Origin of the sequence: Corynebacterium macclintockiae (assembly GCF_027570165.1) — a bacterium.
Taxonomy (GTDB): domain Bacteria; phylum Actinomycetota; class Actinomycetes; order Mycobacteriales; family Mycobacteriaceae; genus Corynebacterium; species Corynebacterium macclintockiae.
On sequence record NZ_JAKMUV010000004.1, the window covers coordinates 133,953 to 157,935 of the forward strand.

Consider the following 23,983-nt stretch of genomic DNA (forward strand, 5'->3'; position numbering starts at 1 on the left):
TAGAGACCGGAATGTCGGAAATCTTGCAACCCAGGAGACTTAAGTGTCGGAAAAGTTGCAGAATAGGCAGCGCAGAATGGCTAAGTGTCGGAAAAGTTGCAAAACGTTATTGGTGACTATTCGCAGTAATGTAAATGTGCAGGTCAGAACGTTTTATTCGGTCGAGTCTCGGCGATGACTCCGAAGAAATACCACTTTTCCGACATTTTGGACATCCAGAACCTGACTAGGCGGAATTAGGGGAAGACTGACAGACTGGCAGGCCAGCAGCAGGGCACTAACAACCAGGCTGCTGGGCCGGGCCACCGGGCCGCCGGGCTGGGCTGAGCCGGGCCACCAGGCCCAGCTACCAGACTGCCGGGCCCGGCTACCAGGCCTGAGACAGATCCGCGTGCTGGCGGATCCACGCATGCATCGCAATCCCAGCCGCCACACCTGCATTAATGGACCGCGTCGAACCAAACTGAGCAATAGAGACCGTCATCCGCGCAGCGTCCTGCGCCTCCTGGGTCACACCCGGCCCCTCCTGGCCAAACAGCAGCAGGCACCGCTCCGGCAATTCAGCGGTCTCCAGCGGAACGCACCCCGGGGTGTTATCCACGGCCACCACAACTAGCCCCTCCTGGGCGGCGAATTCCAGCACCTCCCCGACCGTCGCATGGTGCTGTAAGTGCTGGTAGCGATCGGTGACCATCGCTCCCCGCCGGTTCCACCGCCGCCGCCCAACAATGTGCACGGTATCCACCGCGAAGGCATTCGCAGTGCGCACGACGGTGCCGATGTTCGAGTCGTTTTCGAAGTTCTCGATGGCAATGTGCAGTGCGTGCCGGCGCGTATCAATGTCCGCAATAATCGCGGACTGCTTCCAGTACCGGTAAGCATCCACCACGTTGCGCGTGTCCCCGGCATCCAGCAGCTCGGAGTCGAAGCGCGGATCCGTCGGGCGGGGCTGGCCAGGGTGTTCATCTTCCCAGCTGCGCACCCCGCGAGGATGCTCCAGCCACTCCGTCGGTCCGGGTTTATCGTGTGATTCGGGGGAGGTCGGCGTCATAAAAATTACTAGGCAAGCCCCAGGTCGGACAGGCCCAGCAGAGAGCGGTACTCGACTCCCTCGGCCTCAATAACATCCTTGGCGCCAGTCGCGCGGTCAACGACGGTGGCCACGCCAACAACGGTCGCGCCAGCCTCGCGAGCTGCAGCGACAGCGGTCAGCGGGGAGTTGCCGGTGGTCGTCGTATCCTCGACGATCAGCACGCGCTTGCCCTCAATGTCCGGGCCTTCGATGCGGCGCTGCATGCCGTGCTTCTTGGCTTCCTTGCGCACGACGAACGCGTCGATGTCGCGCCCTGCCGCGCCCGCCGAACCCGCGTGCATAATCGCCGTCGCCACCGGATCCGCCCCAAGGGTCAGCCCGCCGACGTGGTCGTAATTCCAGTCGGCGGTCAGCTCGCGCAGCAGCTCGCCGATCAGCGGCGAGGCCTCGTGGTGCAGAGTGGCGCGGCGCAGGTCAACGTAGTAGTCGGCCTCCTTGCCGGAGGAAAGGGTCACGCGCCCGTGCACCACCGCCAGCTCCTTTACGAGCTCAGCGAGGCGCTGCTTCTTGGCTTCATCGATCATTGCGGTTGCTCCTTCTGGTCTGTGCCGTTGTCTTTGCCCCGGTGGGGCTTACTGCTGGTCGTCTTCGACGACCTCGCCGTCGACGGTTTCGTACTCGATCGGTTCGATGGGTTCGGGGCGGGCGTGGCGTGCCTCTGGTGCGCGATGACGCCCACCGCTCCGCCGACGCTGCGTCACAGGAGACAGTCGAATTGCGGTGGACTTGGTTTCCTCGACTTCCTCGAAAATGGTGGCCTCTTCCGCGTCATCGCGGATGACCTGCGCATATTGGGAGGCATGCGCGCTCATGTGCTCCGGGTCTTCGCCCAGGCGGGGGATGCCTCCGTCGCGGCGGCGTCTGCGTCCTGCGTGCACGTCGTCGTCCGCATCGTCGTAATCTCCCACGGCAAAGCTGTCGAAGCTGCCCGTATCGCCACCTTCCCAGCGCGCATGGGCGCGGGAGGGGAAAGCCACTGGCTCGGCGGGCCGGGTGATGTCGGGGCGCTCTGGGTTCGGCACTTCGGCGTGCGCGGCGGCTTCCTCGCTGCGCTCTGCGCGCCCAGCCTGCCCGGCTTGCCCAGCTCCAGCTTGCCCGGTCTGCGCGCCTGAACCTTCGCCAGCGGCGGACGCGTGGGCGTCACTACCTTCCGCATCCTCGGCACCATCCGGAACGGCCCGCAGGTGCGCGCGACGGGAGGACGTCTCGGCGGCCTGTTCCTCGATCTCCTCCTGGTTCAGAGGATCGTCGGTGTGCATCTGCAGTGGTCCACCGGGCTGGGGGCGCAGCTGGTCGGCGTAGAGCATCTCCAGCGGGGCGCTTGTCTGTGCCGGGGGCAGCACCATCGCTGCATCCACCAGGGAGCGCAGCCGTGGCAAGATCGCCTCCCACACGTGGAAATCCAGCTTGCGAGATACGCGCACGACGGTCCAGTTCTGTCCCCATGCCACGTCGGTGGCTACCTGCGACAAGGCGGCGAGGGCATCTTCCACGCGGGCGTCCAGCATGCGGTCCAGAGCGCGGACGTCGGTGGTGTATGCGGCGAACGGCGGCTGGTCTAGCAAGTCGGTTCGGCGCATCCCTGCGGGCTGCGCACTTCCCGCGGAATACAGCACCTGAACTGGGGATTCCTCCACCCGACGCATCGCCATGAGCGTGGAGGATCCCATGTCGCCAATGTGCACCTGGTGGCCGTCGACGAATCCGCTGACAACCTCTCGCAGCATAGGCACGCGGCCGTGCTGCGCGCCGGTGATGGCGACGGGCCAGGCGCGCGCCAGCTCGCTGTCTTCCTTCGTGTATTCGAAGCCGTTGTCGATCGCCCATTGACGACGCCGCCTCCGGGGAAAACCGAAACCCGCCATCCCGGACGTGGACGCGGGCGTGGCTGCGACTACCTCTGATCCAGCTTCTTCGGGCTCAGCGTTATCTTCGAGGTCGCCCTCATAGTCGGTGCCGTCATACTCGGCGCCATCAAACGCAGCGCCGTCGTATTCTTCGTACTCCCCACCCTCGTACTCGGCGTAGTCGCCATCGTCATATTCGGCGTCGGTGTCATCAAACGCAGCGCCGTCATACTCGGCGTCATCAAACGCAGCGCCGTCAAACTCGGCGCCATCAAACGCAGCGCCGTCCTCCCCCTCGGGCTCGTAGTCAGCGCCCGGGTAGTAGTCAGCATTGCCTTCGGCGGAATGCTCGGCATGCGCGGGCGGCTCGAGCCCCTCAACGGAGGGATCCCCAGCAGCTTTTGCGCGCAGCAGCAACCACACGGCAAGACCCAGCAGGGCCAAGCCGACGATCAAAGCGACAATGGAACCGACCATAAACTACGGAATACGGAGAGGGTTTTTATTCGTTGGCCGCCTGGTAAGCCTCGGCGTCCATCAGCTCGCCTGCCTCGGTCACCTTAACCTCGTACAGCCAGCCCTCGCCGTAGGGATCCTCGTTGATCAGGCCTGCGTTGTCTTCCAGAGCCTCGTTAACAGCGACGACCTCGCCGGAAACCGGTGCGTAGATGTCAGAGACGGACTTGGTGGACTCAACCTCGCCGAAGGCCTCACCGGCCTCAACCTCGGTACCGACCTCGGGCAGTTCGACGAAGACGATGTCGCCCAGAGCCTCAGTAGCGATGTGGGTGATGCCCACGCGCACGGTCTCACCCTCCACGACAGCGGAGGTGTTAACCCACTCGTGCTCCTCGGAATACAGGAAGTCAGTTGGCAGTGCAGTCATTTTCTTTAGCCTCTCGTTTAAAAATTTTCTGTAGTTATCTGCCCAAACCATACACCAGCGGGCAGACTCCCCTTTTGGTTACTTCTCGCGCTTACTTCTCGCGCGAGTAGAACGGCAGCGCCACTACCTTGTATTCGTAGCGCTTTCCGCGGATATCCACTTCCACCGTCGCGCCCTCGGCAGCGGCGCCGGAGTTCACGGCGGACTTCGATACATATGCCATGGCCACCGGGTGGCCCAGCGTCGGCGACAGCGCGCCGGAGGTTACGGTGCCGATGGCCTTCTCGCCGTCCGCTGCGAACACTTCGTATCCGCCACGGGCAGCACGGCGACCTTCGCCAGTCAGCCCGATCAGGGTCTGCTCGGTGCCCTTGTCTTTGGCGGAGACGATGGCGTCCCGCCCCACGAAAGAGTCCTTGGACTTCGTCGCCGCAAGAATCCCCAGGCCTGCATCAACAGGATTGAGCTTCAGCGACAGCTCGTTGCCGTACAGCGGCATGCCGGCCTCCAGGCGCAGGGTGTCGCGGCACGCCAGGCCACACGGCAGGCCACCCAGCTGCGCGGCCTGATCCATCGCCTTGGTCCACACGGCCTCCGCACCGTCGTTGTCCACGATCAGCTCGAAGCCGTCCTCGCCGGTGTAGCCGGTGCGCGCCACCAGCACGGGCTGACCTGCGGCGATTCCCTTGAATGCCGCGTAGTAACCCAGCCCCTCGATGGCCTCGGCGACGGTCTCGCCAGCGCCGGAGGCCTCGGGAGCCTCCACCACGTTTTCCACGATCTCCAGCATCGCCGCTGCTGCCTTCGGACCCTGCACGGCGATCATGGAGGTCTGATCGGACTCGTTGTTGATCTCTACCTCAAAGCCATCGGTACGGCTCTGCAGTGCGGAAACCACGTTGTCGACGTTGCCCGCGTTGGGCACGATCAGAAACTCGTTCTCGCCCAAGCGGTAGGTGATCAGGTCGTCGATGATGCCGCCGGATTCGGTGCAGATCATCGAGTACTTCGCCTTGCCGATCTTCACTGCCGACAGCTTGGAGATCAGCGCGTGGTCCAGGTACTCCGCCGCCTGCGGGCCGGTCACGCGAACTTCGCCCATGTGGGATAGGTCGAATACGCCCACGGCGTTGCGCACCGCGTGGTGCTCGTCGAGCTCACTGCCGTACTTCAGCGGCATGTCCCAACCGCCGAAGTCGGTGAAGCGCGCATCTAGCTTCTGGTGCACGCCATACAGCGCGGTCTTTTTAAGTTCGGTCATCTCTTGCTCTCCTTCTTCTCTTTGTGACGCCCTCAGCTCCAGCTATCCCTAGTCTTCGTTGATCGCGAAGTCTTCCAGGGGCGGGCAGGTGCACACGAGATTGCGGTCGCCATAGGCATTGTCGATACGACGCACGGGGGTGAAGTACTTGGTGTGCCGCAAGCTTGCCACCGGGTAGGCGGCCTTAGCGCGGCTGAAGTGTCCACCGGATACAGCTTCCTCGAAGTCGTCCCGCACAACAGAATAAGCGGTAAACGGCGCGTGGCGCAGAACGGACTGCTCGGCGGTGACCTTGCCGTCGATAACCTCCTGGATCTCGCCGTGGATGGTGATCATCGCCTCGATGAAGCGGTCCAGCTCTTCCTTGTCCTCCGATTCCGTCGGTTCAACCATGAGGGTGCCGGCGACGGGGAAGGCCAGGGTCGGGGCGTGGAAACCGAAGTCCATCAGGCGCTTGGACACGTCCTCGGCGGTGATGCCGGAGGCCTTCGTCAGCTCGCGCAGATCCAGGATGCACTCGTGGGCCACTAGGCCGGTGTCGCCCTTGTACAGCGTGGGGAAGTACTCCTCCAGCTTGCGGGAAACGTAGTTGGCGTTCACTAGCGCCATGCGGGAGGCCTCGGTCAGCCCCTCGTCACCCATCAGGGCGATGTAGGACCAGGTGATCGGCAGCACGCCAGCGGAGCCGTACCGGGCGCCGGAGACCGGCTGGCCGGTCTGCAGTGCGGCGTCGCCCTCAACCACATCGGCGTTCGGGTCGGTCGGCAGGAACGGGATCAGGTGCTCGGCAACACAGACCGGGCCAACGCCCGGGCCACCACCGCCGTGCGGGATGGTGAAGGTCTTGTGCAGGTTCAGGTGGGATACGTCGCCGCCGAACTCGCCCGGCTGGGCCAGGCCGACCAGGGCGTTCAGGTTAGCGCCGTCGACGTACACCTGGCCGCCGGCCTCGTGCACCTTCTGGCAGACGTCGCGGACCTGCTCCTCGAACACGCCGTGGGTGGAGGGGTAGGTCAGCATGATGGCGGCGGTCTGATCGCCGTACTTCGACAGCTTCGCTTCCAGGTCCGGCACGTCGATGGAGCCATCCTCGGCGTTCTTCACGGCCACAACCTTCAGGCCGGCGAGTGCGGCGGAGGCAGCGTTGGTGCCGTGGGCGGAAGCCGGGATCAGAACGATATCGCGCTGGTCATCGCCACGGGACTGGTGGTAGCGGTGAATCGCCAGCAGACCCGCGAACTCGCCCTGGGAGCCCGCATTCGGCTGGACGGAGACCTTGGCGTAGCCGGTGATCTTCGCCAGGCGCTCCTCCAGATCCTCGATGAGCTCCAGCCAGCCCTGGGCCTGCTCGGCCGGGACCTGCGGATGGATGCCCGCGAAGCCCGGCCAGGTGATCGGCTCCATAGAGACGGCCGCGTTCAGCTTCATGGTGCAGGAGCCCAGCGGGATCATCGTGCGATCCAGCGCCAGGTCGCGGTCAGCCAGCTTGCGCATGTAGCGCATCATCTGGGTCTCGGAGTCGATGGAGGTGAAGATCGGGTGGGTCAGGATCTCCTCGTCAGCCGGGCGCAGCACGCCAGCCTCGGCCAGCGGGCCGGCGGTGATGTCAAAGCCTGCGGAGGTGACCTCGCCGGTGCGGGATCCCAGAACCTCAATCAGCTTGGCGATGTCCTCGTCCGTGGTGGACTCGCCGACAGAGATGCCGACGAAGGAATCGTTAACCTGGCGCAGGTTGTAGCCTGCCTCGGCTGCAGCGCGCAGAGCCGAAGGGGCGTCCCCAAGAGAAGAACCAGACACGTCAACGGTGACGGTGTCGAAGAATGTGTCGTGCGCCAGCGTCAGGCCAGCCTCGGACAGACCGACGGCCAGGGCGGTCGCGCGAGCGTGGATACCCTCGGCGATGGCGCGCAGGCCGGCCGGACCGTGCCAGACCGCGTAGAAACCGGCGACGACGGCCAGCAGAGCCTGGGCGGTGCAGATGTTACTGGTGGCCTTGTCGCGGCGAATGTGCTGCTCGCGGGTCTGCAGGGCCAGGCGGTAGGCCGGGGTGCCCTCGGCATCCACGGATACGCCCACGATGCGGCCCGGCAGCTTACGCTGCAGCGCCTCGGTGCAGGAGATGAAGCCGGCGTGCGGGCCGCCGAAGAACAGTGGCACGCCGAAGCGCTGAGCGGAGCCGACGGCGATGTCCGCGCCCTGGGAGCCCGGGGAGGTCAGCAGCACCTGGGCCAGAAGGTCGCAGGCGACCGTTACCAGGGCGCCGGTCTCCTTTGCTGCTGAGATCAGGCTGGACAGGTCGCGCACGCGACCCGTGGAGCCCGGGTTGGACAGCACCACGCCAACCGGGTTTTCGTAGTTTTCGAACACGGCGCCAGCGCTATTGCCGTCAGTGTCATTGTCGTTGTCGCCGTCCAGGTCAACGACCTCCACCGGAATGCCCGCGGCTTCGGCGCGCGCCAGAGTGACGGTGATGGACTGCTGGTGCAGGGAGGAATCCAGCAGCACCGCGCCGCCCTTCTTGAAGGCCTTCGCATTGCCGCGGGCCATCAACTGCACGGCCTCGGCCACAGCGGTGGCCTCGTCCAGCAGCGAGGCACCGGCGACCGGCAGACCGGTCAGGTCCTGCACCATCGTCTGGAAGTTCAGCAGAGCCTCGAGGCGGCCCTGGGAAATCTCCGGCTGGTAGGGGGTGTAGGCCGTGTACCAGCCCGGGTTCTCCACCACGTTGCGGCGGATCACGGCCGGGGTGATCGTATCGTAGTAGCCATTGCCGATCAGCTGCTGCTTCTGCACGTTCTTATCAGCGAAAGCGCGCAGGGCGGCCAGGGTGTCCGTCTCATCCAGAGCGTCCGGCAGGCCGATCGGGTCGGCCTGGCGGATGGACTTCGGCAGGGCATCGTCAGCCAGCGCGGCGGTGGATTCGTAGCCCAGGTAAGACAGGATCTCCTGGGTATCAGCCTGGTTCGGGCCAATGTGGCGCTGGACGAAGGGGGCGGAATTGCGGCGAGTAGCTGCAGTTGACATGGCTTTTAGGGACTTTCCGGTCGTAAGTGCACGGTCGTTAAAGGGAGCCCTCCCCACTCTGTCGCTTGTGCCTGAGAGCTTCACCCGGGAAACCCGGCTTTTCTCCTTCGGCGCCCGCGTGCACACGACTGCGCGCAGGTCTTTCCAGAGTTGCCTCACTGCGACGGTACTTGGGGCCTGAGAGTGTCCCGGGGAGGAATTGCTCCGTCGGCGGCCGGCGCGCGTCGGGCGCCGGGCCTCTCCCACCACAGCTAAAAGCGGCAAAAGTATATGCAGTTTTCTCCCACATCATAGCGGTCGTGTGGCGGATCACTAAAGAATCCAGACAATGAGGAAAATCGCATTCCGGCAACATACCCCCACCACAGCCGCCAAAATATTGAGCATGGCAAAACTTCCTAGCTTCCTTCCCCACACCTCCCTACCCGCCGTCAACGGTGGCGTGGCGATTGTCACCGGGGCCTCCTCCGGCATCGGTCGCGCGACCGTCGCCGCCCTTGCCCAGCTCAAAGCCAGCACCCACACCGGCGCCCGTTCCAGCACCCACACCGGCGCCCACTCCTACGCCCCCGACCGCATCATCGGCACCAGCCGCAACCCCGACACCATCACCGACCCCGTCGACGGGGTGGACTACCTCCCCCTCGACCTCGCCGACCCCGCCAGCATCGACGAGTTCGCCGCCAGCGCCCTCCGCTTCGGCCCGCCCACCGTGCTGGTTAACAACGCAGGCGAAAGCCAATCCGGCCCCCTGGAGGAGCTCCCCGACGATGCCCTGCACCGTCTGTTTGAGATCAACGTGCTGGGACAGGTTGGCGTCACAAAGAAAATCCTTCCGGAAATGCGGCAACGGGGGGCCGGGCGCATCGTCATGGTCGGCTCGATGCTAGGCAGCTTCCCGCTGGCCTACCGCAGCAGCTACGTCGCCTCAAAGGCCGCAATCAAGGGCTTCGCATTCGCCGCCCGGCGCGAGGTACGGCCGTACGGGGTGGGCATCTCCGTCGTCGAACCCGGATCCATCAACACCGGACTGTCCGCCCGGCGCACAAAATACGTCGACCTGGACGGCCCCTATGGCGCGGAGTTCACCACCATGCTGAAGAACCTGGATAACAACGAGGCCAACGGCATCTCCGCCGAGCGCGTGGCCGAGGAAATCCTCAAGCCCATCACCGCCGCGCGCCCGAAACCCTTGTACGCGACGGGCTCAATGGCGCCGGTGGTTTTCCCTCTCTCGCGCGTGCTGCCGACCGCAGCGATGCACTGGCTGATCAACCGGAAGCACGGACTGTAGAAGCCCGCCCGTAACCCGCCAGCCCCGAGCCCGCCCCCTAGGCGCTAAACGAGTTATCCCACACGTCCTTCACGGGCTCGTCCTCACGGGCGTAGGGGTCTTCCTCATCGGCAAAGCCGCGGCGGGTTGACCAGTCGTTCCACGGCGTAGCGAAGAACGCCAACACCCCCGCCCCGACGATGCCCGTAAACATCAACGACCCCGCCAGAGTGATCAACCAGATCGAAGAATACGCGTAGAAAACCAGCGCCAGCAGCAGCGTGCCGGCCAGACCGATGCTGCCCAGCCAGGTGTACATGCGGTTCACCGGGTGCCGCCGGTGCCCATAGTTGCCGCGCTGCGTTGTGAACAGTGGCCAGGCCTGCAGCGCCACTAGTAGCGCGAAGTAAATTCCAGCGACAATCTGCAGCTGCTGCGGGGTCAGCAGATCCACCGCACGGGACATCCCCAGCAGCATGCCAACGACCGAAAAGAAGCTTAGAAACCTACGCGCCATTGTGCGTTTATACCATTGTGCCTTGTGCGTCCCCTACACCCAGAACAGGTTGTCGCCGCCCATAACTGGTTCGCCGGGGATCACGTCTACTTTTATTTCGGACGCCCCCATCTGCAACCCCACCACCATCACTATCGGGTCGAACCCCATCCGGCCCAATTCCCTGGGGGTGTACGTACATATGGGAGTGCCTTGGCGGACGATGTCGCCCTCTTGGATGTGCAGGTCGAAGCCCTGGCCGTTCAGGCGACCCGTGTCCACTCCCAGTTGCATGAAAACCGACGGCTGGCCGTCGCTGCCGTCGTCCCCCTCCGCGCGCTGGGTCTGGATCACGAACATGTGCGGCGCCACCCGCCTGGCCACCCCGCTGACGGGCGCGACCACTTGCACAACTTCCACGCCAGCATCCGGAATCACCGCAACACCAGCACCGATGGTACCGGTGGCGAGAACGGGATCGGGTACGGAGGAAAGACTGGTGGCGGTTCCCGGCAGCGGGGTCACAACAGGATCCATATCCGCAGAGTCTAGTCGCGCTCGATGGGGCGCGAGGAAGAAGCGGACCATTGCGACCATCCGCCGACGAAGTTCTTTGCCCCGGGCAGGCCTGCGTATTCCATCGCTGCGATAAACAGCGAGGAGTGCAGCCCAGAGCCGGAGTACACGCACACGTCATCGCCACTGGTCACACCGTTGTCCGCGAGGATCTGGCGGATCTCCTCCGGAGTCTTCACCCGGCCACTGGCGCTACTATCGCGCGTGCTGTGATTGTTGAAAAGCTCCTTGACCGGGATGTTGATTGCCCCGGGGATGCGCCCCGCCTGGTGGTCGAAGCGTTCCTTCTGGCCGGAATAGCGGGAGCGCTCGCGGGCATCCACCAAGATGCGCTGTTCACGCCACTCGTCCACTTCCTCGAGGTTCAGGGTGGGCATGCTGCCCGGGCGAACTTCCACGTTTCCGCGGCCGCGCAGGGCGCCGATACCACCGGCAACGTCCCCGCCCGCGGCCTCCCATGCGCCGGTGCCGCCGTCCAGGATGCGGACGTTCTGCACGCCTGCCCAGCGGAAAATGAACCATGCGCGAGCCGCATAGAGGTTGGCGCCGGCGTCATAAATGTACACAGGGCGACCATCCGTAATGCCCCAATCATCAAAGCTCTTCTGCAGTCGCTCAGGCTCGGGCAGCGGGTTGCGGCCCTTGTGGCGGGACGGGATAGAGGCCAAGTGCACCAAGGGGTTGCAGAACATGGCGCCGGGGATGTGCTGCCCGACGTAGGCTTCCCAGGCGCTGTTTTCGGTGCGCGCCCAGTGCGAGTCGATCACGGTCATGCGTTCGCCCCGCTGGAAAGCCTCCAGCATCTCCTCACCGGAGACGAAGGGGCTGGCGGGCTGCTGTTGCGCAGAAGAGTTGCTCATAGTTGCCAAGTCTAGGGCCCCTAGTGCGCTGATGCCTTTCCAGGCCGTCTGCCGGTGCGTTTGGGGAACCATCCCCGGAAAGCGGCGAAGAGGATAACCGCTATCGCGAAGACGGTTGCGATTCCGCCGATACCCCAGGTAAACCCGGCGATCACGGCGATGGGGGCAACGATGTTCATGCCAATTTCAAAGGGTGCGAAGCCCACGTAGGCGATGCCGTATTCGTTCATCGTGCCGGACTTCAGGTCCGGATCCACGATCTTCAGCAGCGCGATACCCGTGGCCACGGCCGCGGTTGCCCAGCCCCAGCCGAAGATGCCGCGCTCCAGCCACTGGTCGCCGAAGAACAGCGGGGCGAAGACGAAGAAGAAAACACAGCAGTATGCAATGCCCAGGACGAACAGGATCAGCAGCGGCACTAGGAAGTCCGCCACCGCGTCCGGCTTAATGGAGGCGATACCGAAGGCGATCATGAAGTCCGTCGACGCGCCTGAGATGGACTTCACCGTCTGCTGGTCCAAGTACTTCGGGCGCTTAATGACGTGCAGGAACACCTTGCCGCCAATGCCCACCACAAAAGCCAGGGCGAACAGAGGCACCGATACTTCCGGGAAGAAGTGGCCAATGATCTGCTGGCCGATGTAGGCGAACATGACGGTCACGACGATGAAGCCCGCGTGCAGAGCCAGCGGCTCAATCGAGGAGGGGTTCGTGGTGGCGCGGCCAATGGAGGGCTGCTTGTCCTCATCCTCGATATGGCCAGAGCGCAGCTCCCACGGCAGTTTCTCTGGCAGCGTGGACGTCCGGCCTGTGCGGATACCCCAGTTCGCGAAGATAATTCCACCAATGATGGCGGCCAGCGTGCCGACGGTCGCTGAGGTGAAGCCCAGGGACATGGCGGCGTCCGCACCCATATCCCCAAACGCGCCACCGACGGCCGCGGCAGTACCGAATCCGCCGACGAAACCGACGGGCAGCATCATGCCGAACCACTCCGGGGTGCCGAATACCGGAGCGAAAAGCAGCAGGCCAAGCAGGATAAACAGCCCCCACTGGCCCAGGAACATGGAGGTCGAGAAGACCCACATGTTCTTCGCCTTCGAAGCATCCTTGGAGGCGAAGGTCATGCTGTATGGCATGGAGGCGAACACCACCGCGATCAGCACCGTGGAATAATCGCCCAGCGCGCCGGAGAACGGCATCCACCCCAGCACCTCCGGGCCGAAGATCAGTCCTAGCAGGCCTGCGGTGATCGGAGCGGGGATAGCAGGTTGCGGAACCACTCGAAGTGGCGCCTCATGAACGTACCGATAATCAACAGCACCGAAATCATGCCGACGTCCATCAGTAGGTCAAAGACCGTAAAGTCCATGCAGGCTCCCCTTTTCTATTCTGTGTGTATTCTCTTTTTGCTCTGCGCGCCTTGTTGGTTCTGGTAGCTTATCGCACCTTATTCTTGACGCCCCCTCGTTCCACCCGGCCGACACCCCAGCGGCGGTACTGGTGGAGCCCCGGTGCTGCGAGCTTGCCGAGCCCCGGTGCTGTGAGCTTGCCGAACCCCGGTGCTGAAGCTGTGTGTGCGGTAAGTTCGGACTGTGTAGCAGTTCACACTCGAGGAACATAACGCCAGCGCCTGGCATCCCACACCACGAATGCTTGACCACAAACAAGAGAAAGAGACCGCGACCCCATGAACATCACCCGCACCTTTGCCGGCACTTCTTCCCGCACTTCTGCCGGCATTTCTACCCGCATGTCGAGGCGCATCGGCGCAGCCTTCCTTACCGGCGCGCTGGCTATCACTGGCTTGAGTGCCTGCTCCTTGCTTGGCGATCGGGAAGTCGCCAAGGAAGAAGTGGAGAAGGGTATCTCCGATTCCCTAGAGAAAGAGGTTGGTCGCAAGCCCGAGCGCATCGAGTGCCCTAGCGGACTGAAGGCAGAAGAGGGCGCGAAGTTAGAGTGCAAGCTGCATCATTCTGGCGATTCCATCAGCGTTGATGTCACCGTGGACTCCGTTGATGGCGACAACGTCCACTACAACGTCGAGGTCGCTGACCACGTGGACTAATCCCAGTCACCACGCGCCAATTAGCCCCCAACCCCGCCGCCTCACCGCCCCACACCTCACCCCTCCGGAACCGCACTCCACCTTTGGTAAATGTCGGAAAAGTTGCAGAACGCTATTGGCATAACTTGTCATTAATGTAAATATGCAGGTCAGGGAGCTTTCAGGTCCTTCTTGCCGGTACGCCTCCGAGCATTTTGCAACTTTTCCGACACTTAACCCCACCGAGGCGTCCAACTTGGGACCAGTTCGACACAGCCTGGACGCCAATCCCCCATGCACGCCTGCAGATGTCGCTAGATCGGACTTCTTTACCCGCAGATGTCGCTAGAACGGGAATACGTTAGTGGGGTCCATTTTTATTACCACATAAGTGCAGGTCAGAAGGTTTTGGATTCTAGAGAGCCAGCGACGGCGCCGACGCATTCCCGTTCTAACGACATTCTCCTCCTCCACACCCCTCCGCACCTCCTCCACACCCCTCTGCACCCCTCTACCCCGCCACCCCCCACAAGCCTCTTCTGCCAAAACAGAGCAAAACGCCCCACCCGAAACAGGTGGGACGTTTGCGCAGGTCAGAGGCTAATAACCAGTCATTAGGCCTCGCCGTCGGTGGCTCCCAGGGAAGTGATGGCCAACCCCGGAGCGCCAGCACTACCGCCAGCCACACCAGCACCACCGCCAGCCACGCCAGCCACACCAGCACCACCACCAGCCACACCAGCCTCGCCGCTGCGGTCAACGTCCACGCGCACCGTGTCGCCATCGCGCACCTCGCCGGCCAGTAGCTTCTTGGCCAGCTGGTCGCCGATCGCCTTCTGGATCAGGCGGCGTAGCGGCCGGGCGCCGTAGGCAGGATCGTAGCCGTGCTCTGCCAGCCACGACTGGGCGTCATCAGTAACATCCAGGATCAAACGACGGGCCGCAAGGCGCTCTGCCAGAGCGCCCACCTGGATAGACACGATGGATTTCAGCTGGTCAGACGACAGGGGCTCGAAGAGCAGCACGTCATCCAGTCGGTTGATGAACTCCGGCTTGAAGGCGCGCTTCACAGCCTCCATGACTTCCTCGTCGGTGCCGCCGGCGCCAAGGTTCGAGGTCAGGATCAGGATCGTGTTGCGGAAATCCACGGTCCTACCCTGGCCGTCGGTCAGGCGACCTTCGTCCAGCACCTGCAGCAGCACGTCGAACACGTCCGGGTGAGCCTTCTCCACCTCGTCGAACAGCACCACTGTGTATGGGCGGCGCCGGACTGCCTCGGTCAGCTGACCACCAGCGTCGTAGCCAACGTATCCCGGAGGGGCACCGACCAGGCGGGCGACGGAGTGCTTCTCGCCGTACTCCGACATGTCGATGCGCACCATGGCGGTCTCGTCGTCGAAGAGGAAGTCGGCCAGAGCTTTCGCCAGCTCCGTCTTACCCACGCCCGTCGGGCCCAGGAACAGGAAGGAACCGGTCGGGCGGTTCGGATCCGCTACCCCGGCGCGCGCACGGCGCACCGCATCGGACACCGCGTCGACCGCACTGTTCTGGCCAACTACGCGGCCACCCAGCACAAGCTCCATGTTCAGCAGCTTCTCGGTCTCGCCCTGCAGCATCTTGCCCGCGGGCACGCCGGTCCAGGCGGACACCACGTCGGCGATCGTATCCGGCGTGACCTCCTCAGTCAGCATCATGCCTTCCTGCTGCTCGGCCACGGTCTCCTCAGCCTCAGCCAGCTTCTTCTCCACGTCCGGGATGTGGCCGTAGCGCAGTTCGGCAACCTTGGCGAAGTCGCCCTCGCGCTCAGCGATCTCGGATTCGCGACGCAGGTTATCCAGCTCTTCCTTCAGCTCGCGCAAGCTATCAATGCTGCCCTTTTCGTTTTCCCAGCGCGCGGTCAGGCCGGCCAGCTTTTCCTTCTCGTCGGCCAGCTCGCTGCGCAGGCGCTCGAGGCGGTCCTTCGACGCAGCGTCGGTTTCCTTCGCCAGCGCCATCTCTTCGATCTCGAGGCGGCGGACGACGCGCTCCACGTTGTCGATCTCCTCGGGGCGCGAGTCGATCTCCATACGCAGTCGAGACGCAGCCTCGTCCACCAGGTCAATCGCCTTATCCGGCAGGAAGCGGCTGGTGATGTAGCGGTCCGACAAGGTCGCGGCTGCCACCAGCGCGGAGTCCTGGATGCGCACGCCGTGGTGTACTTCGTAGCGCTCCTTCAGGCCACGCAGAATACCGATCGTGTCCTCCGTCGTCGGCTCCCCGACGTAGACCTGCTGGAAGCGGCGCTCCAGCGCGGCGTCCTTTTCGATGTACTTGCGGTACTCGTCCAGCGTCGTCGCGCCGACCAGTCGCAGCTCGCCGCGGGCCAGCAGCGGCTTGATCATGTTGCCCGCGTCCATCGCGGAATCGCCGCCTGCACCGGCACCGACGATGGTGTGCAGTTCGTCGATGAAGGTGATGACTTCGCCATCGGCCTCCTTGATCTCGTCCAGCACAGCCTTCAGCCGCTCCTCGAATTCGCCGCGGTATTTCGCGCCGGCGACCATGGAGCCCAGATCCAGGCTGATGAGCTTCTTGCCACGCAGGGACTCGGGCACATCGCCAGCGACGATGCGGCGGGCCAGGCCTTCGACGATTGCTGTTTTACCGACGCCAGGCTCTCCAATGAGCACAGGGTTATTCTTCGTGCGACGGGAAAGTACCTGGACGACTCGCCGGATCTCCTGGTCACGTCCGATGACGGGGTCGATTTTGCCTTCGCGGGCGCGTGCAGTCAGGTCGGTGGAGTACTTCTCCAGCGCCTGGAACTGGCCTTCCGGCTCCTCGGTGGTGACCTTTCGGTTGCCGCGGACGGATTCGAAAGCGCCGCGGATGGCCTCGAAGGTGGCGCCTGCCTCGTGCATCACCTTGGCCGCGTCGGAACTCCCCTTGGCGATGCCGGCCAGCAGCACCTCGGTGGAAACGTAGGTATCGCCCAGCTGCTCAGCTAGCTCCTGCGCTGCTGTCAGTGCGTTCAGTGCGTCACGGTTGAACTGTGGGTTCGCCATCTCGCTGCCGGTGGCCTGGGGGTATCCAGCGACCAGGTTCTTAGCTTTGGTGGCGATGACCTGCGGTTGTACGCCAGCGGCCTGCAGTACGGGCAGGGCGATGGAATCTTCCTGCTCGAGCAGCGCAACAAGCAGATGCGCCGGGCGGATATCCGGGTTGCCCTTGGCGGAGGCATCCTGGAGTGCAGCCTGCATCGCAGACTGGGTCTTTGTGGTGGGGTTGAAGCTCGTCATTTCTACATCTACCTCCTACGGCTTCTTGCCGGTCGCGCTTGCACGCCCCCGACTTTACTTGAGTACACCTCACTCAACCACCACAACCTTGAGTCTATTCCGCTCAATTTACGTATATCGGTGTGATTTACCCCACATAATCACCCCCAAATCTACTTTTCCCCCCAAAAGCTACCGCACCACACACTCCGGGAGGCACCATGTAGTTATCCAAATCGGAAACTCATTACTTATATCTGTAACGAGAGAGTGAAGGGACCATGTTCAAACTCCGCCGGATCACTTCCACTATCTCCGCAGCCGCCATGGTGGCTGCCCTCCCCTACGCACTGTCCGCCTGCTCCACCTCAACGGAACCATACGCCCCCGGTAGCACCGCCGAATTGAAAATGGCGGACAGCTACTCCCTCACCCACCCCGTCGGCAAGGGCGGCACCAAACCCTTCCTCGACAGGATCGACAAGGATCCCTCGGTAAAAATCGAGTACTTCGCCTCCGGACAGATGGGCAAGCAGGCCGACATCCCCTCCGTCGTACGCAGCGGCGTGGTCGACCTCGCAGTCATCTCCCCCTCCTATGTCAGCTCCAGCTTCCCACTCAGTAGCGTGGGCGACCTTCCAGGTTTCAGCTCCGACGCCTGTGTGACCGCCTATGCCCTACGTGACCTGGTGAAACCAGGGGGCGTCCTCTATGAAGAAGAGCTCAAGCCCATGAAGTTCATGCCTCTATGGACCGGCTCCATCCCCGGATACGAAGCCATGACGGCGGGCAAGGACCCCTCCCACCCCAATAGTTTCAAGGGCGCAGTACTCCGTTCTACCGGCGGCGCACTGGACCGTGTGATCGACGAAATCGGCGCAGCAGGCGTGGGCATGCCCATCGGCGACATGTACGAGGCAATGTCCCGCGGCACCGTCGAAGGCACTCTGGCCAGCCCGATCTCCATCACCCCCTACGGCCTGGAAGACGTGGTTCACGCCAGCACCTACGGTGCCCAGCAGGGCAACTTTACCTTCTTCTACGGCATCAACCTGGATACCTGGAACCGTCTGAACGACCAGCAGAAGAAGGCACTGACCGACTCGGCGGATAAATCGCAACAGTCCGTCTGCGAAGAACTCAACGCAGCACGCGAAAAGTCGGTGAAGAAGATGAAGGAAGCCGGCGTGCGCTTCTACGACGTCACCGACGGCAAAACGGCCAAGGAGTGGAAGAACATTTCCCAACCTGTCCTGGATAAGTGGATCCAGGTCGCAGAGTCCAAGGGGCACCCCGCCCGGCGGGTCGTCGACGACTTCAAGGACGCGCTGAAGCGCCATGCTGGTCGCGCCGGTGCGGGCGTCACTAATCCAAAAGCCCGTGCGGAAGCAAAGGAGCAGCAGCCATGACCAGCAGCAACTTCGTCCACCCTGGCCACCACGGCACCGCCGAGCGCAGCAAATACGGCTACCACACCGAGGACCACCCGGGCTTCGACAAGATCCAAAACATGGTCTCCGCGGTGTGCGCCTGGATCGCAGGCGGGGCCATCCTGGGCCTAGCCCTGGTTACTTTGGCGGAGATCGTAGCGCGCGAGTTCTTCAGCTCTCCGCTCGGATGGAACATCTCCGTCACCGAGCGCTACCTTTTGCCGATCACCGCGTTCTTCGGGCTGGTCACCACGTACCGCACCGGCACACACATCGCCGTGGAGTCGCTGTTCACCAGGTTTCCGCTGCGAATGCAGAAGACCATCCTGCTGCTGATCCACATTTCTGTTGTGATCACCATGATTTTCGTCGTCATCGGCGGATGGAATCAGACCTACATGGCGTTCTCGCTGGGCCACGCCACGTTGCCCGGCATGGCCGACCTGGCCACTCCAGACTGGACCTACCGGGTGATCGTGCCCATCGCCGCCGCCTTGTGCGCCTTCGTCGCTGCGTTGGACTTCGTGCGCGAAGTGATCACCCCGTGGGATCGCCCCTACACCGACTATGACCCCGGCGAGGAAGAGGTTTAAACCATGCTTGCGCTTACTATCGTTGTGCTGCTGGTCGCGCTGATTATCCTGCGCGTCCCCGTCAGCTTCGCCATCTTCGGCACGGCCACGGTCGGACTCATCGTCCTCGGCGGAGTCGAGCTGGCCATCGCCACCATGGAGACCTCGCCGTTCGCCGCCGTGCGTTCCAACTCTTTGTCCGCCGTGCCGCTCTTTATTCTGATGGCGCAGCTGATGTTGATGTCTGGTCTTTTGGGTTCTATTTTTGACGCCGCCAAGGCGCTCGTCGGCCGCATCCCCGGAGGTACCGCCATCGCCTCCATCGGCGCGGGCACCGCGTTTGCAGCCGTCTCGGGTTCTTCCACCGCCGCTGCGGCCACGCTGGCGCAGACTTCCTCCACCCGCATGATCGAGGAGGGCTACCACAAGGGCACCGCCACCGGCCTGGTTGCAGTGGTCGGCACGCTGGCGGCGATGATCCCGCCGTCGATCATCTTGGTCTTCTACGCAATCACCGCGGAGGCTCCCGTGGGCGACGTGCTGGTCGCGGGCTTCTTCCCCGGCCTGGTAGTAGCCATGGGTCTGGTGCTGGTGATGTACATCGGCTTCCTGAAGGACCGCTCCCGTGCCCCGCAGGGCGAGCCGGTTCCTTTCAAGGAAAAGGGCATGCAGCTGCTGAAGTCTTCCCCACTGCTGCTGATCTTCCTGGCGGTGGTCGGCTCCATCTTCACCGGCATCGCCACGCCCACAGAGGCCGCCGCCCTGGGCGTGCTGGCCGCGCTGATCCTAGTGATCGCGAAAGGCCGCTGGGATACCAAGAAGTTCGGCGAAACTGTGCTGGAGACGGTGAAGACCACCGGCATGATCTTCGCCATCATCATGTCCGCGCACGTGCTGGGCCACTTCCTCACCGAAACGCGTGTCACCCCGAAGCTGGTCAGCGCTATCGGCGAGTCCTCCCTGCACCCGCTGGTGATCATGGCTCTGATCGGCGCGGTGTACCTGATCCTGGGGTTCTTCATGGATCAAATCGCCATTATCGCCCTAACCGTGCCGGTTACTCTGCCCATTGTCGAATCACTGGGCTACGATCCAGTCTGGTTTGGTATCTTCATCGTGCTGCTGGCCGAGACCGGCATGGTCACCCCGCCCATGGGCCTGAACGTGTTCGTCGTCTCCAAGGCCGTGCGTATAAACCCGATGATCGTGTTCAAGGGAGCATTCCCCTACGTCGTGATCATGCTGGTTATCGCCCTGGCCTTCCTGCTGTGGCCCGAGCTGGTGCTGTGGGTGCCGGAGTTAGCCGCTTAGGCTGGGCGCGCCCGTCGGATACAGCGTTCCTCTCCAAAGCGCTAGAGAACGCCTAGTGCTCAAAACCTGTTCAACCTGCAGAACATCCATTAGCGTTTAGCCCATGCACAAAGATCGCTACATTATCCTGCAAGCATCCACCTTCACCGAAGAGAATGTGGATCCCGACCTCTTTTTCGACCGGTTTCGCTGGGCCGAATTATCCCTGGGTTTTTCCTACACCGGCGATTCCGACGGAAAGGTAATCCCTCTTAGCCTTTGGGAAATTAATGATGCTACCCACGACACTATTGAAGATCTGCAGACTATTCGCGCACACTTAACCGTGCGATCGAAAGAGGATCGCTTCCCTCTTCGCCCGTTATTTGCCGTGTGGGACTCCGCATTGCCAAGTTCCGCGCTCTCAGCTCTCCACTCCATCAGTATGAGCGCGATTTCCGACTTCGGCATACCTTCAGTTTCCGATATCGAAGCTATCTCCGCTTGCGAGCGAAGCGTCAACGCATATGAACAGGACGAACCTTGGGCCAGCTCCGTCAAATCGCTCGAACAGACCATCTCTCGTCACCACATGAAGCAACGAGGGAAGATCACCGCATTCTCCGGTGGAAAAGAGGTTTCCAAGGAGGCGTACTACGCGGAAAGCTTTCGCCCCGCACTAATCTCCAGCGCCTTTGAAACCATCTTGCACACCCTCCCCCAGGGAGAGGACTGGCGAATCACCGCCACTTCTTCAACGACGAACTCAGCTTAAGCTGCTAACGGTTCCAGCGGGCGCTGTGGCGTCTTAAAACCTCAATAATCCGATCCGCGTCGCGCGCGATCTGCTCGGTCGAGGCAATGACGGACACCGAGGCCACCGCCACCCCCTGGCTCTCGACGCGCACGGCCACACCATCCGCACCGTTCAAAGCCACGCCGGGGGCCACGCATTCGCCGGTCGCGCGCATGTCTGGGTACCAGCGCTGGAACTTATTGATGGTCTCCTGCGAGCTCTCGGACGCAGCCAGAATCCCCCAGACCTGCTCGTGACCCAGCCCGGAGAGGATCACCCACCCTGCCGACGTTTCGAGCGGCGGGCGCTGCAGACGGTTCTGCGCCAGGTACTCGAACTCGGGGTCCGACAGCGCGTAGTCGAGGTAGTAAACATTGTCGCCTACCAATGACGCCAACACGGCGATATAGCCCGTCTCTTCAACCACGTCTTCCAGCATCTCGTGGGTGACCTGATCCACGGGGCGACTACCGGCGAGGGTGCTCAGCAGGTACGGGGCCAGCCCCAGCCGGAAGGCTTTATCCCGTTCCTCCAGGTATCCGGCTGCGACCAGGCCATTCACCAGGGATTGGGTGGAACTTACCGGCGCGCCGATCGCCTTGGAAATATCCGTGAGTCCACGCGGCTGCGGGTTGCGGGCCACGAACTCCAGGATGTCCGCAATACGGTCTACGGTGCGGTGGTGGGACCTACCGGGCTGTTGGTCGACAGGAAAGGGGAACCGTGGCGCGAACTCGGGGTGGGGCGCGTCGGGCATCGGGGGTCCTTTCGGCTTGGGGCGGCAGCTAACTATGACGATCTTAGAGGAAGTTTCCGCGAAAGCCTTTCGGAACGAAACTACTTCCCCTACACTCATAGGTACGCAAATCAGTATTGAAATACTTATATACGTAAGGAACTGACTGGCATGACTTCCTCCCCGCTGGATCTCACCTCCTTCAACAGCCTGCTCTCCGACGAAGAGCGCATGCTCCAAGAAGCCATGGCGGACTTCGCCAACAAATCCCTCAAGCCCAACGTGCAGGAGTGGTTCGACAAAGGCACCCTGCCCGCCAAGGAGCTCGGCCCGCAGTTCGGACAGCTCGGCGCACTGGGCATGCACCTGGAAGGCTACGAGTGCCCCGGCGCCTCCGCCGTCGCCTACGGCCTGGCCTGCATGGAAATCGAAGCAGTGGATTCGGGCCTGCGCTCCTTCGTCTCCGTCCAGGGCTCCCTGGCCATGTTCGCCATCCACCACTGGGGCTCCGAGGAGCAGAAGGAAAAGTATCTGCCGAAGATGGCCGCCGGCGAGTACCTGGGCTGCTTCGGCCTGACGGAACCCGATGCCGGTTCCGACCCGGCGTCCATGAAGACGCGCGCAACCCGCGACGGCGACCAGTGGGTCCTCAACGGCACCAAGATGTGGATCACCAACTCCCCCGTCGCCGACGTGGCTGTCGTGTGGGCCCGCACCGCGGATGGCTTCGCTGGCTTCATCCTGGAAAAGGGCATGGAAGGTTTCACCGCCCCGGAGATCCACAAGAAGCTCTCGTTGCGCGCCTCCATCACCGGCGAGATCGTGCTGGATAACTGCCGCGTGTCGGATTCCCAGCGCCTACCGAAGATCGACACCCTCCGCGGCCCGCTGACCTGCCTGAACGAAGCCCGCTACGGCATCATCTGGGGCGCCCTGGGCGCTGCCCGCGACAGCCTGGAAACCGCCATCGAGTACACCCAGACCCGTGAGGTGTTCGGCAAGTCTCTGTCCAGTTACCAGCTCACCCAGGCGAAGCTGGCCAACATGTCCGTCGAGCTCAACAAGTCCGTCCTGCTGGCCCTGCAGCTCGGCCGCCTGAAGGATAAGGGCGAGCTCGCCCCGCACCAGGTTTCCGTCGGCAAGCTGAACTCCACCCGTGTGGCCCTGGAGATCGCCCGCGAGTGCCGCACCCTGCTGGGTGCTTCCGGCATCACCTTGGAGTACTCGCCGTTGCGCCACGCCAACAACCTGGAGTCCGTGCTGACCTACGAGGGCACCGCCGAGATGCACCAGCTAATCATCGGCCAGGCCCTTACCGGCAAGGGCGCATTCCGCTAAGCCAAGCAGCCCAGCCCCTACCCCAACCCACTCCCCGCCCCGCTCCCAACCAGAAAGGCACACATGGGTTCCCCCCTCGAAGGCATCGTCGTGGCCGATTTCTCCCGCGTCCTGGCCGGCCCTTACGCGACCATGATGCTGGCAGACATGGGCGCACAGGTCATCAAGATTGAGCGCCCTGGCGTCGGCGATGACACTCGCTCGTGGGCGCCGCCCGTCAACGCGCAGGGCATGTCCACCTACTTCGCCGGTGTGAACCGCAACAAGAAGTCCGTGGAAATCGACCTCTCCACCGAAGAGGGCCGCCAGCAGGCCCGCCGCATCGCCGAAGAGGCCGACATCCTGGTGGAGAACTTCCGCCCCGGCACGATGCAGCGCATGGGTCTGGACTACGAAACGCTCCGCCAGCACAACGAGGGGCTGATTTACGCCTCCCTCTCCGGCTTTGGCTCCGGCAAGGGTGCGGACATCGGCGGTTACGACCTGATGGTGCAGGCCGTCGGTGGCCTCATGTCCATCAACGGCGAGGAAGGCCGCCCCGTCAAGGTCGGCGTGGCTCTCGTGGATGTCCTCACCGGCCTGCACATGGGCATGGGAATCCTCGCCGCCCTGCATTCCCGCACGTCCACCGGCAAGGGCCAGCACATTGAGATCAACCTGTTGCACACCCTGCTGTCCTCCCTGGCCAACCAGGCCAGCGCGTTCGTCGGCGCGGGCGTGATCGGTAAGGCCATGGGCAACACTCACCCGTCCATCGCCCCCTACCAGGTCTTCAAAACCCGGGAGGGCGACCTCGCCATCGCCGCGGGCAACGACTCGCTGTATCACCGGACCTGTCGGGTGCTGGGGCTCGAGGACTTAATTGATGACGCCCGCTTCACCACCAACAGCGACCGCGTCGCCCACCGTGCCGAGTTGGCTGAGATCATCGAGGGTGCGCTGGCGCGGGCCGGCGCCCAGGAATGGTTCCAGAAACTGCGCGCCGCCGGGGTGCCCGCAGGCCCTGTAAACAACATCAGGCAGGCCTTCGAGTTCGCAGAATCCTTAGGCCTGGATCCGATCGTGGAGATCGAGGGCATGCGCAGTGTCCGCAATCCCATCAACTTCTCGGAGACTCCGATCGAATACCACACCGCCCCACAGCAGCTCGGCAACCAGGCTTTTCAATAGGAAAGTTTCTATTCACAGGTTCGGGTGCGAC

Annotated in this window: 19 protein-coding genes, 1 pseudogene and 1 riboswitch; of the genes and pseudogenes, 8 read left to right on the forward strand and 12 right to left on the reverse strand. The window is 63.1% G+C overall.

The window, feature by feature from the left end; genetic code table 11:
- Window positions 1-367: 367 nt before the first annotated feature.
- The 6 genes from L8U58_RS05435 to gcvP all read right to left on the reverse strand — a co-directional run bounded on the left by L8U58_RS05435 (window position 368) and on the right by gcvP (window position 8,111).
- Window positions 368-1,051 (reverse strand): TrmH family RNA methyltransferase, encoded by a 684-nt coding sequence (locus L8U58_RS05435; protein WP_070550753.1) that lies wholly within the window; start codon window positions 1,049-1,051, stop codon window positions 368-370.
- Between the two features lie 8 nt (window positions 1,052-1,059).
- Window positions 1,060-1,617: an orotate phosphoribosyltransferase gene (pyrE, locus tag L8U58_RS05440; RefSeq protein ID WP_187401850.1), complete on the reverse strand. Its 558-nt coding sequence runs from the start codon at window positions 1,615-1,617 to the stop codon at window positions 1,060-1,062.
- 48 nt (window positions 1,618-1,665) lie between these two features.
- Window positions 1,666-3,417 (reverse strand): type III secretion system chaperone family protein, encoded by a 1,752-nt coding sequence (locus tag L8U58_RS05445; RefSeq protein WP_269954867.1) that lies wholly within the window; start codon window positions 3,415-3,417, stop codon window positions 1,666-1,668.
- Window positions 3,418-3,442: 25 nt separating this feature from the next.
- Window positions 3,443-3,826, reverse strand: a complete 384-nt coding sequence (gene gcvH / locus L8U58_RS05450) for a glycine cleavage system protein GcvH (protein WP_034974814.1) — start codon at window positions 3,824-3,826, stop codon at window positions 3,443-3,445.
- 91 nt (window positions 3,827-3,917) lie between these two features.
- Complete coding sequence (gcvT, locus tag L8U58_RS05455; protein WP_035007564.1) at window positions 3,918-5,087, reverse strand: glycine cleavage system aminomethyltransferase GcvT; 1,170 nt, start codon at window positions 5,085-5,087, stop codon at window positions 3,918-3,920.
- A 48-nt stretch (window positions 5,088-5,135) separates the two neighbouring features.
- Window positions 5,136-8,111: an aminomethyl-transferring glycine dehydrogenase gene (gene gcvP, locus L8U58_RS05460; RefSeq protein WP_269954868.1), complete on the reverse strand. Its 2,976-nt coding sequence runs from the start codon at window positions 8,109-8,111 to the stop codon at window positions 5,136-5,138.
- 48 nt (window positions 8,112-8,159) lie between these two features.
- Window positions 8,160-8,269: riboswitch (glycine riboswitch) on the reverse strand.
- Between the two features lie 227 nt (window positions 8,270-8,496).
- Here gcvP and L8U58_RS05465 point away from each other — a divergent pair.
- On the forward strand, window positions 8,497-9,405 hold the full coding sequence (locus L8U58_RS05465) for an SDR family oxidoreductase (RefSeq protein ID WP_269954869.1): 909 nt from the start codon (window positions 8,497-8,499) through the stop codon (window positions 9,403-9,405).
- 37 nt (window positions 9,406-9,442) lie between these two features.
- Here the strand turns inward: L8U58_RS05465 and L8U58_RS05470 are convergent, their stop codons facing one another.
- The 4 genes and pseudogenes from L8U58_RS05470 to L8U58_RS05485 all read right to left on the reverse strand — a co-directional run bounded on the left by L8U58_RS05470 (window position 9,443) and on the right by L8U58_RS05485 (window position 12,688).
- Entirely contained in the window at window positions 9,443-9,901 is a 459-nt protein-coding gene (locus L8U58_RS05470) for a hypothetical protein (protein ID WP_035007566.1), read from the reverse strand.
- Between the two features lie 33 nt (window positions 9,902-9,934).
- Window positions 9,935-10,417 (reverse strand): PTS glucose transporter subunit IIA, encoded by a 483-nt coding sequence (locus tag L8U58_RS05475; protein WP_034971642.1) that lies wholly within the window; start codon window positions 10,415-10,417, stop codon window positions 9,935-9,937.
- Window positions 10,418-10,428: 11 nt separating this feature from the next.
- Entirely contained in the window at window positions 10,429-11,316 is an 888-nt protein-coding gene (locus L8U58_RS05480) for a sulfurtransferase (protein WP_187401855.1), read from the reverse strand.
- A 20-nt stretch (window positions 11,317-11,336) separates the two neighbouring features.
- Window positions 11,337-12,688 (reverse strand): annotated as a pseudogene (locus L8U58_RS05485) (sodium/glutamate symporter).
- A 318-nt stretch (window positions 12,689-13,006) separates the two neighbouring features.
- Between L8U58_RS05485 and L8U58_RS05490 the strand changes: the two are divergent.
- Entirely contained in the window at window positions 13,007-13,384 is a 378-nt protein-coding gene (locus L8U58_RS05490) for a DUF4333 domain-containing protein (protein WP_034969335.1), read from the forward strand.
- A 593-nt stretch (window positions 13,385-13,977) separates the two neighbouring features.
- Here the strand turns inward: L8U58_RS05490 and clpB are convergent.
- Entirely contained in the window at window positions 13,978-16,641 is a 2,664-nt protein-coding gene (clpB, locus tag L8U58_RS05495) for an ATP-dependent chaperone ClpB (RefSeq protein ID WP_269954870.1), read from the reverse strand.
- Window positions 16,642-16,901: 260 nt separating this feature from the next.
- Here clpB and L8U58_RS05500 point away from each other — a divergent pair, with 260 nt between their 5' ends.
- From L8U58_RS05500 to L8U58_RS05515, 4 genes are all read left to right on the forward strand, one after another.
- Entirely contained in the window at window positions 16,902-18,029 is a 1,128-nt protein-coding gene (locus tag L8U58_RS05500) for a TRAP transporter substrate-binding protein (RefSeq protein ID WP_034969341.1), read from the forward strand.
- Window positions 18,026-18,643, forward strand: a complete 618-nt coding sequence (locus tag L8U58_RS05505; protein ID WP_034969343.1) for a TRAP transporter small permease — start codon at window positions 18,026-18,028, stop codon at window positions 18,641-18,643. Before L8U58_RS05500 ends, L8U58_RS05505 begins: the two co-directional genes overlap by 4 nt.
- Before the next feature lie 3 nt (window positions 18,644-18,646).
- Window positions 18,647-19,933: a TRAP transporter large permease gene (locus tag L8U58_RS05510; protein ID WP_269954871.1), complete on the forward strand. Its 1,287-nt coding sequence runs from the start codon at window positions 18,647-18,649 to the stop codon at window positions 19,931-19,933.
- 103 nt (window positions 19,934-20,036) lie between these two features.
- Window positions 20,037-20,687 carry a hypothetical protein gene (locus tag L8U58_RS05515; RefSeq protein ID WP_070551272.1) on the forward strand — a complete coding sequence of 217 codons (651 nt, stop codon included), beginning with the start codon at window positions 20,037-20,039 and terminating at the stop codon, window positions 20,685-20,687.
- Window positions 20,688-20,691: 4 nt separating this feature from the next.
- On the opposite strand, the gene L8U58_RS05520 is transcribed toward L8U58_RS05515, so the two are convergent.
- A complete protein-coding gene (locus tag L8U58_RS05520; RefSeq protein WP_269954872.1) occupies window positions 20,692-21,465 on the reverse strand; it encodes an IclR family transcriptional regulator in 774 nt (257 codons plus the stop codon).
- A 150-nt stretch (window positions 21,466-21,615) separates the two neighbouring features.
- On the opposite strand from L8U58_RS05520, the gene L8U58_RS05525 reads away from it, so the two are divergent.
- The gene (locus L8U58_RS05525) at window positions 21,616-22,782 is read left to right on the forward strand and encodes an acyl-CoA dehydrogenase family protein (protein WP_269954873.1); all 1,167 of its coding nucleotides are present in this window, start codon (window positions 21,616-21,618) and stop codon (window positions 22,780-22,782) included.
- Window positions 22,783-22,845: 63 nt separating this feature from the next.
- Window positions 22,846-23,952, forward strand: a complete 1,107-nt coding sequence (locus L8U58_RS05530; RefSeq protein WP_034981666.1) for a CaiB/BaiF CoA transferase family protein — start codon at window positions 22,846-22,848, stop codon at window positions 23,950-23,952.
- Window positions 23,953-23,983 lie beyond the last annotated feature (31 nt).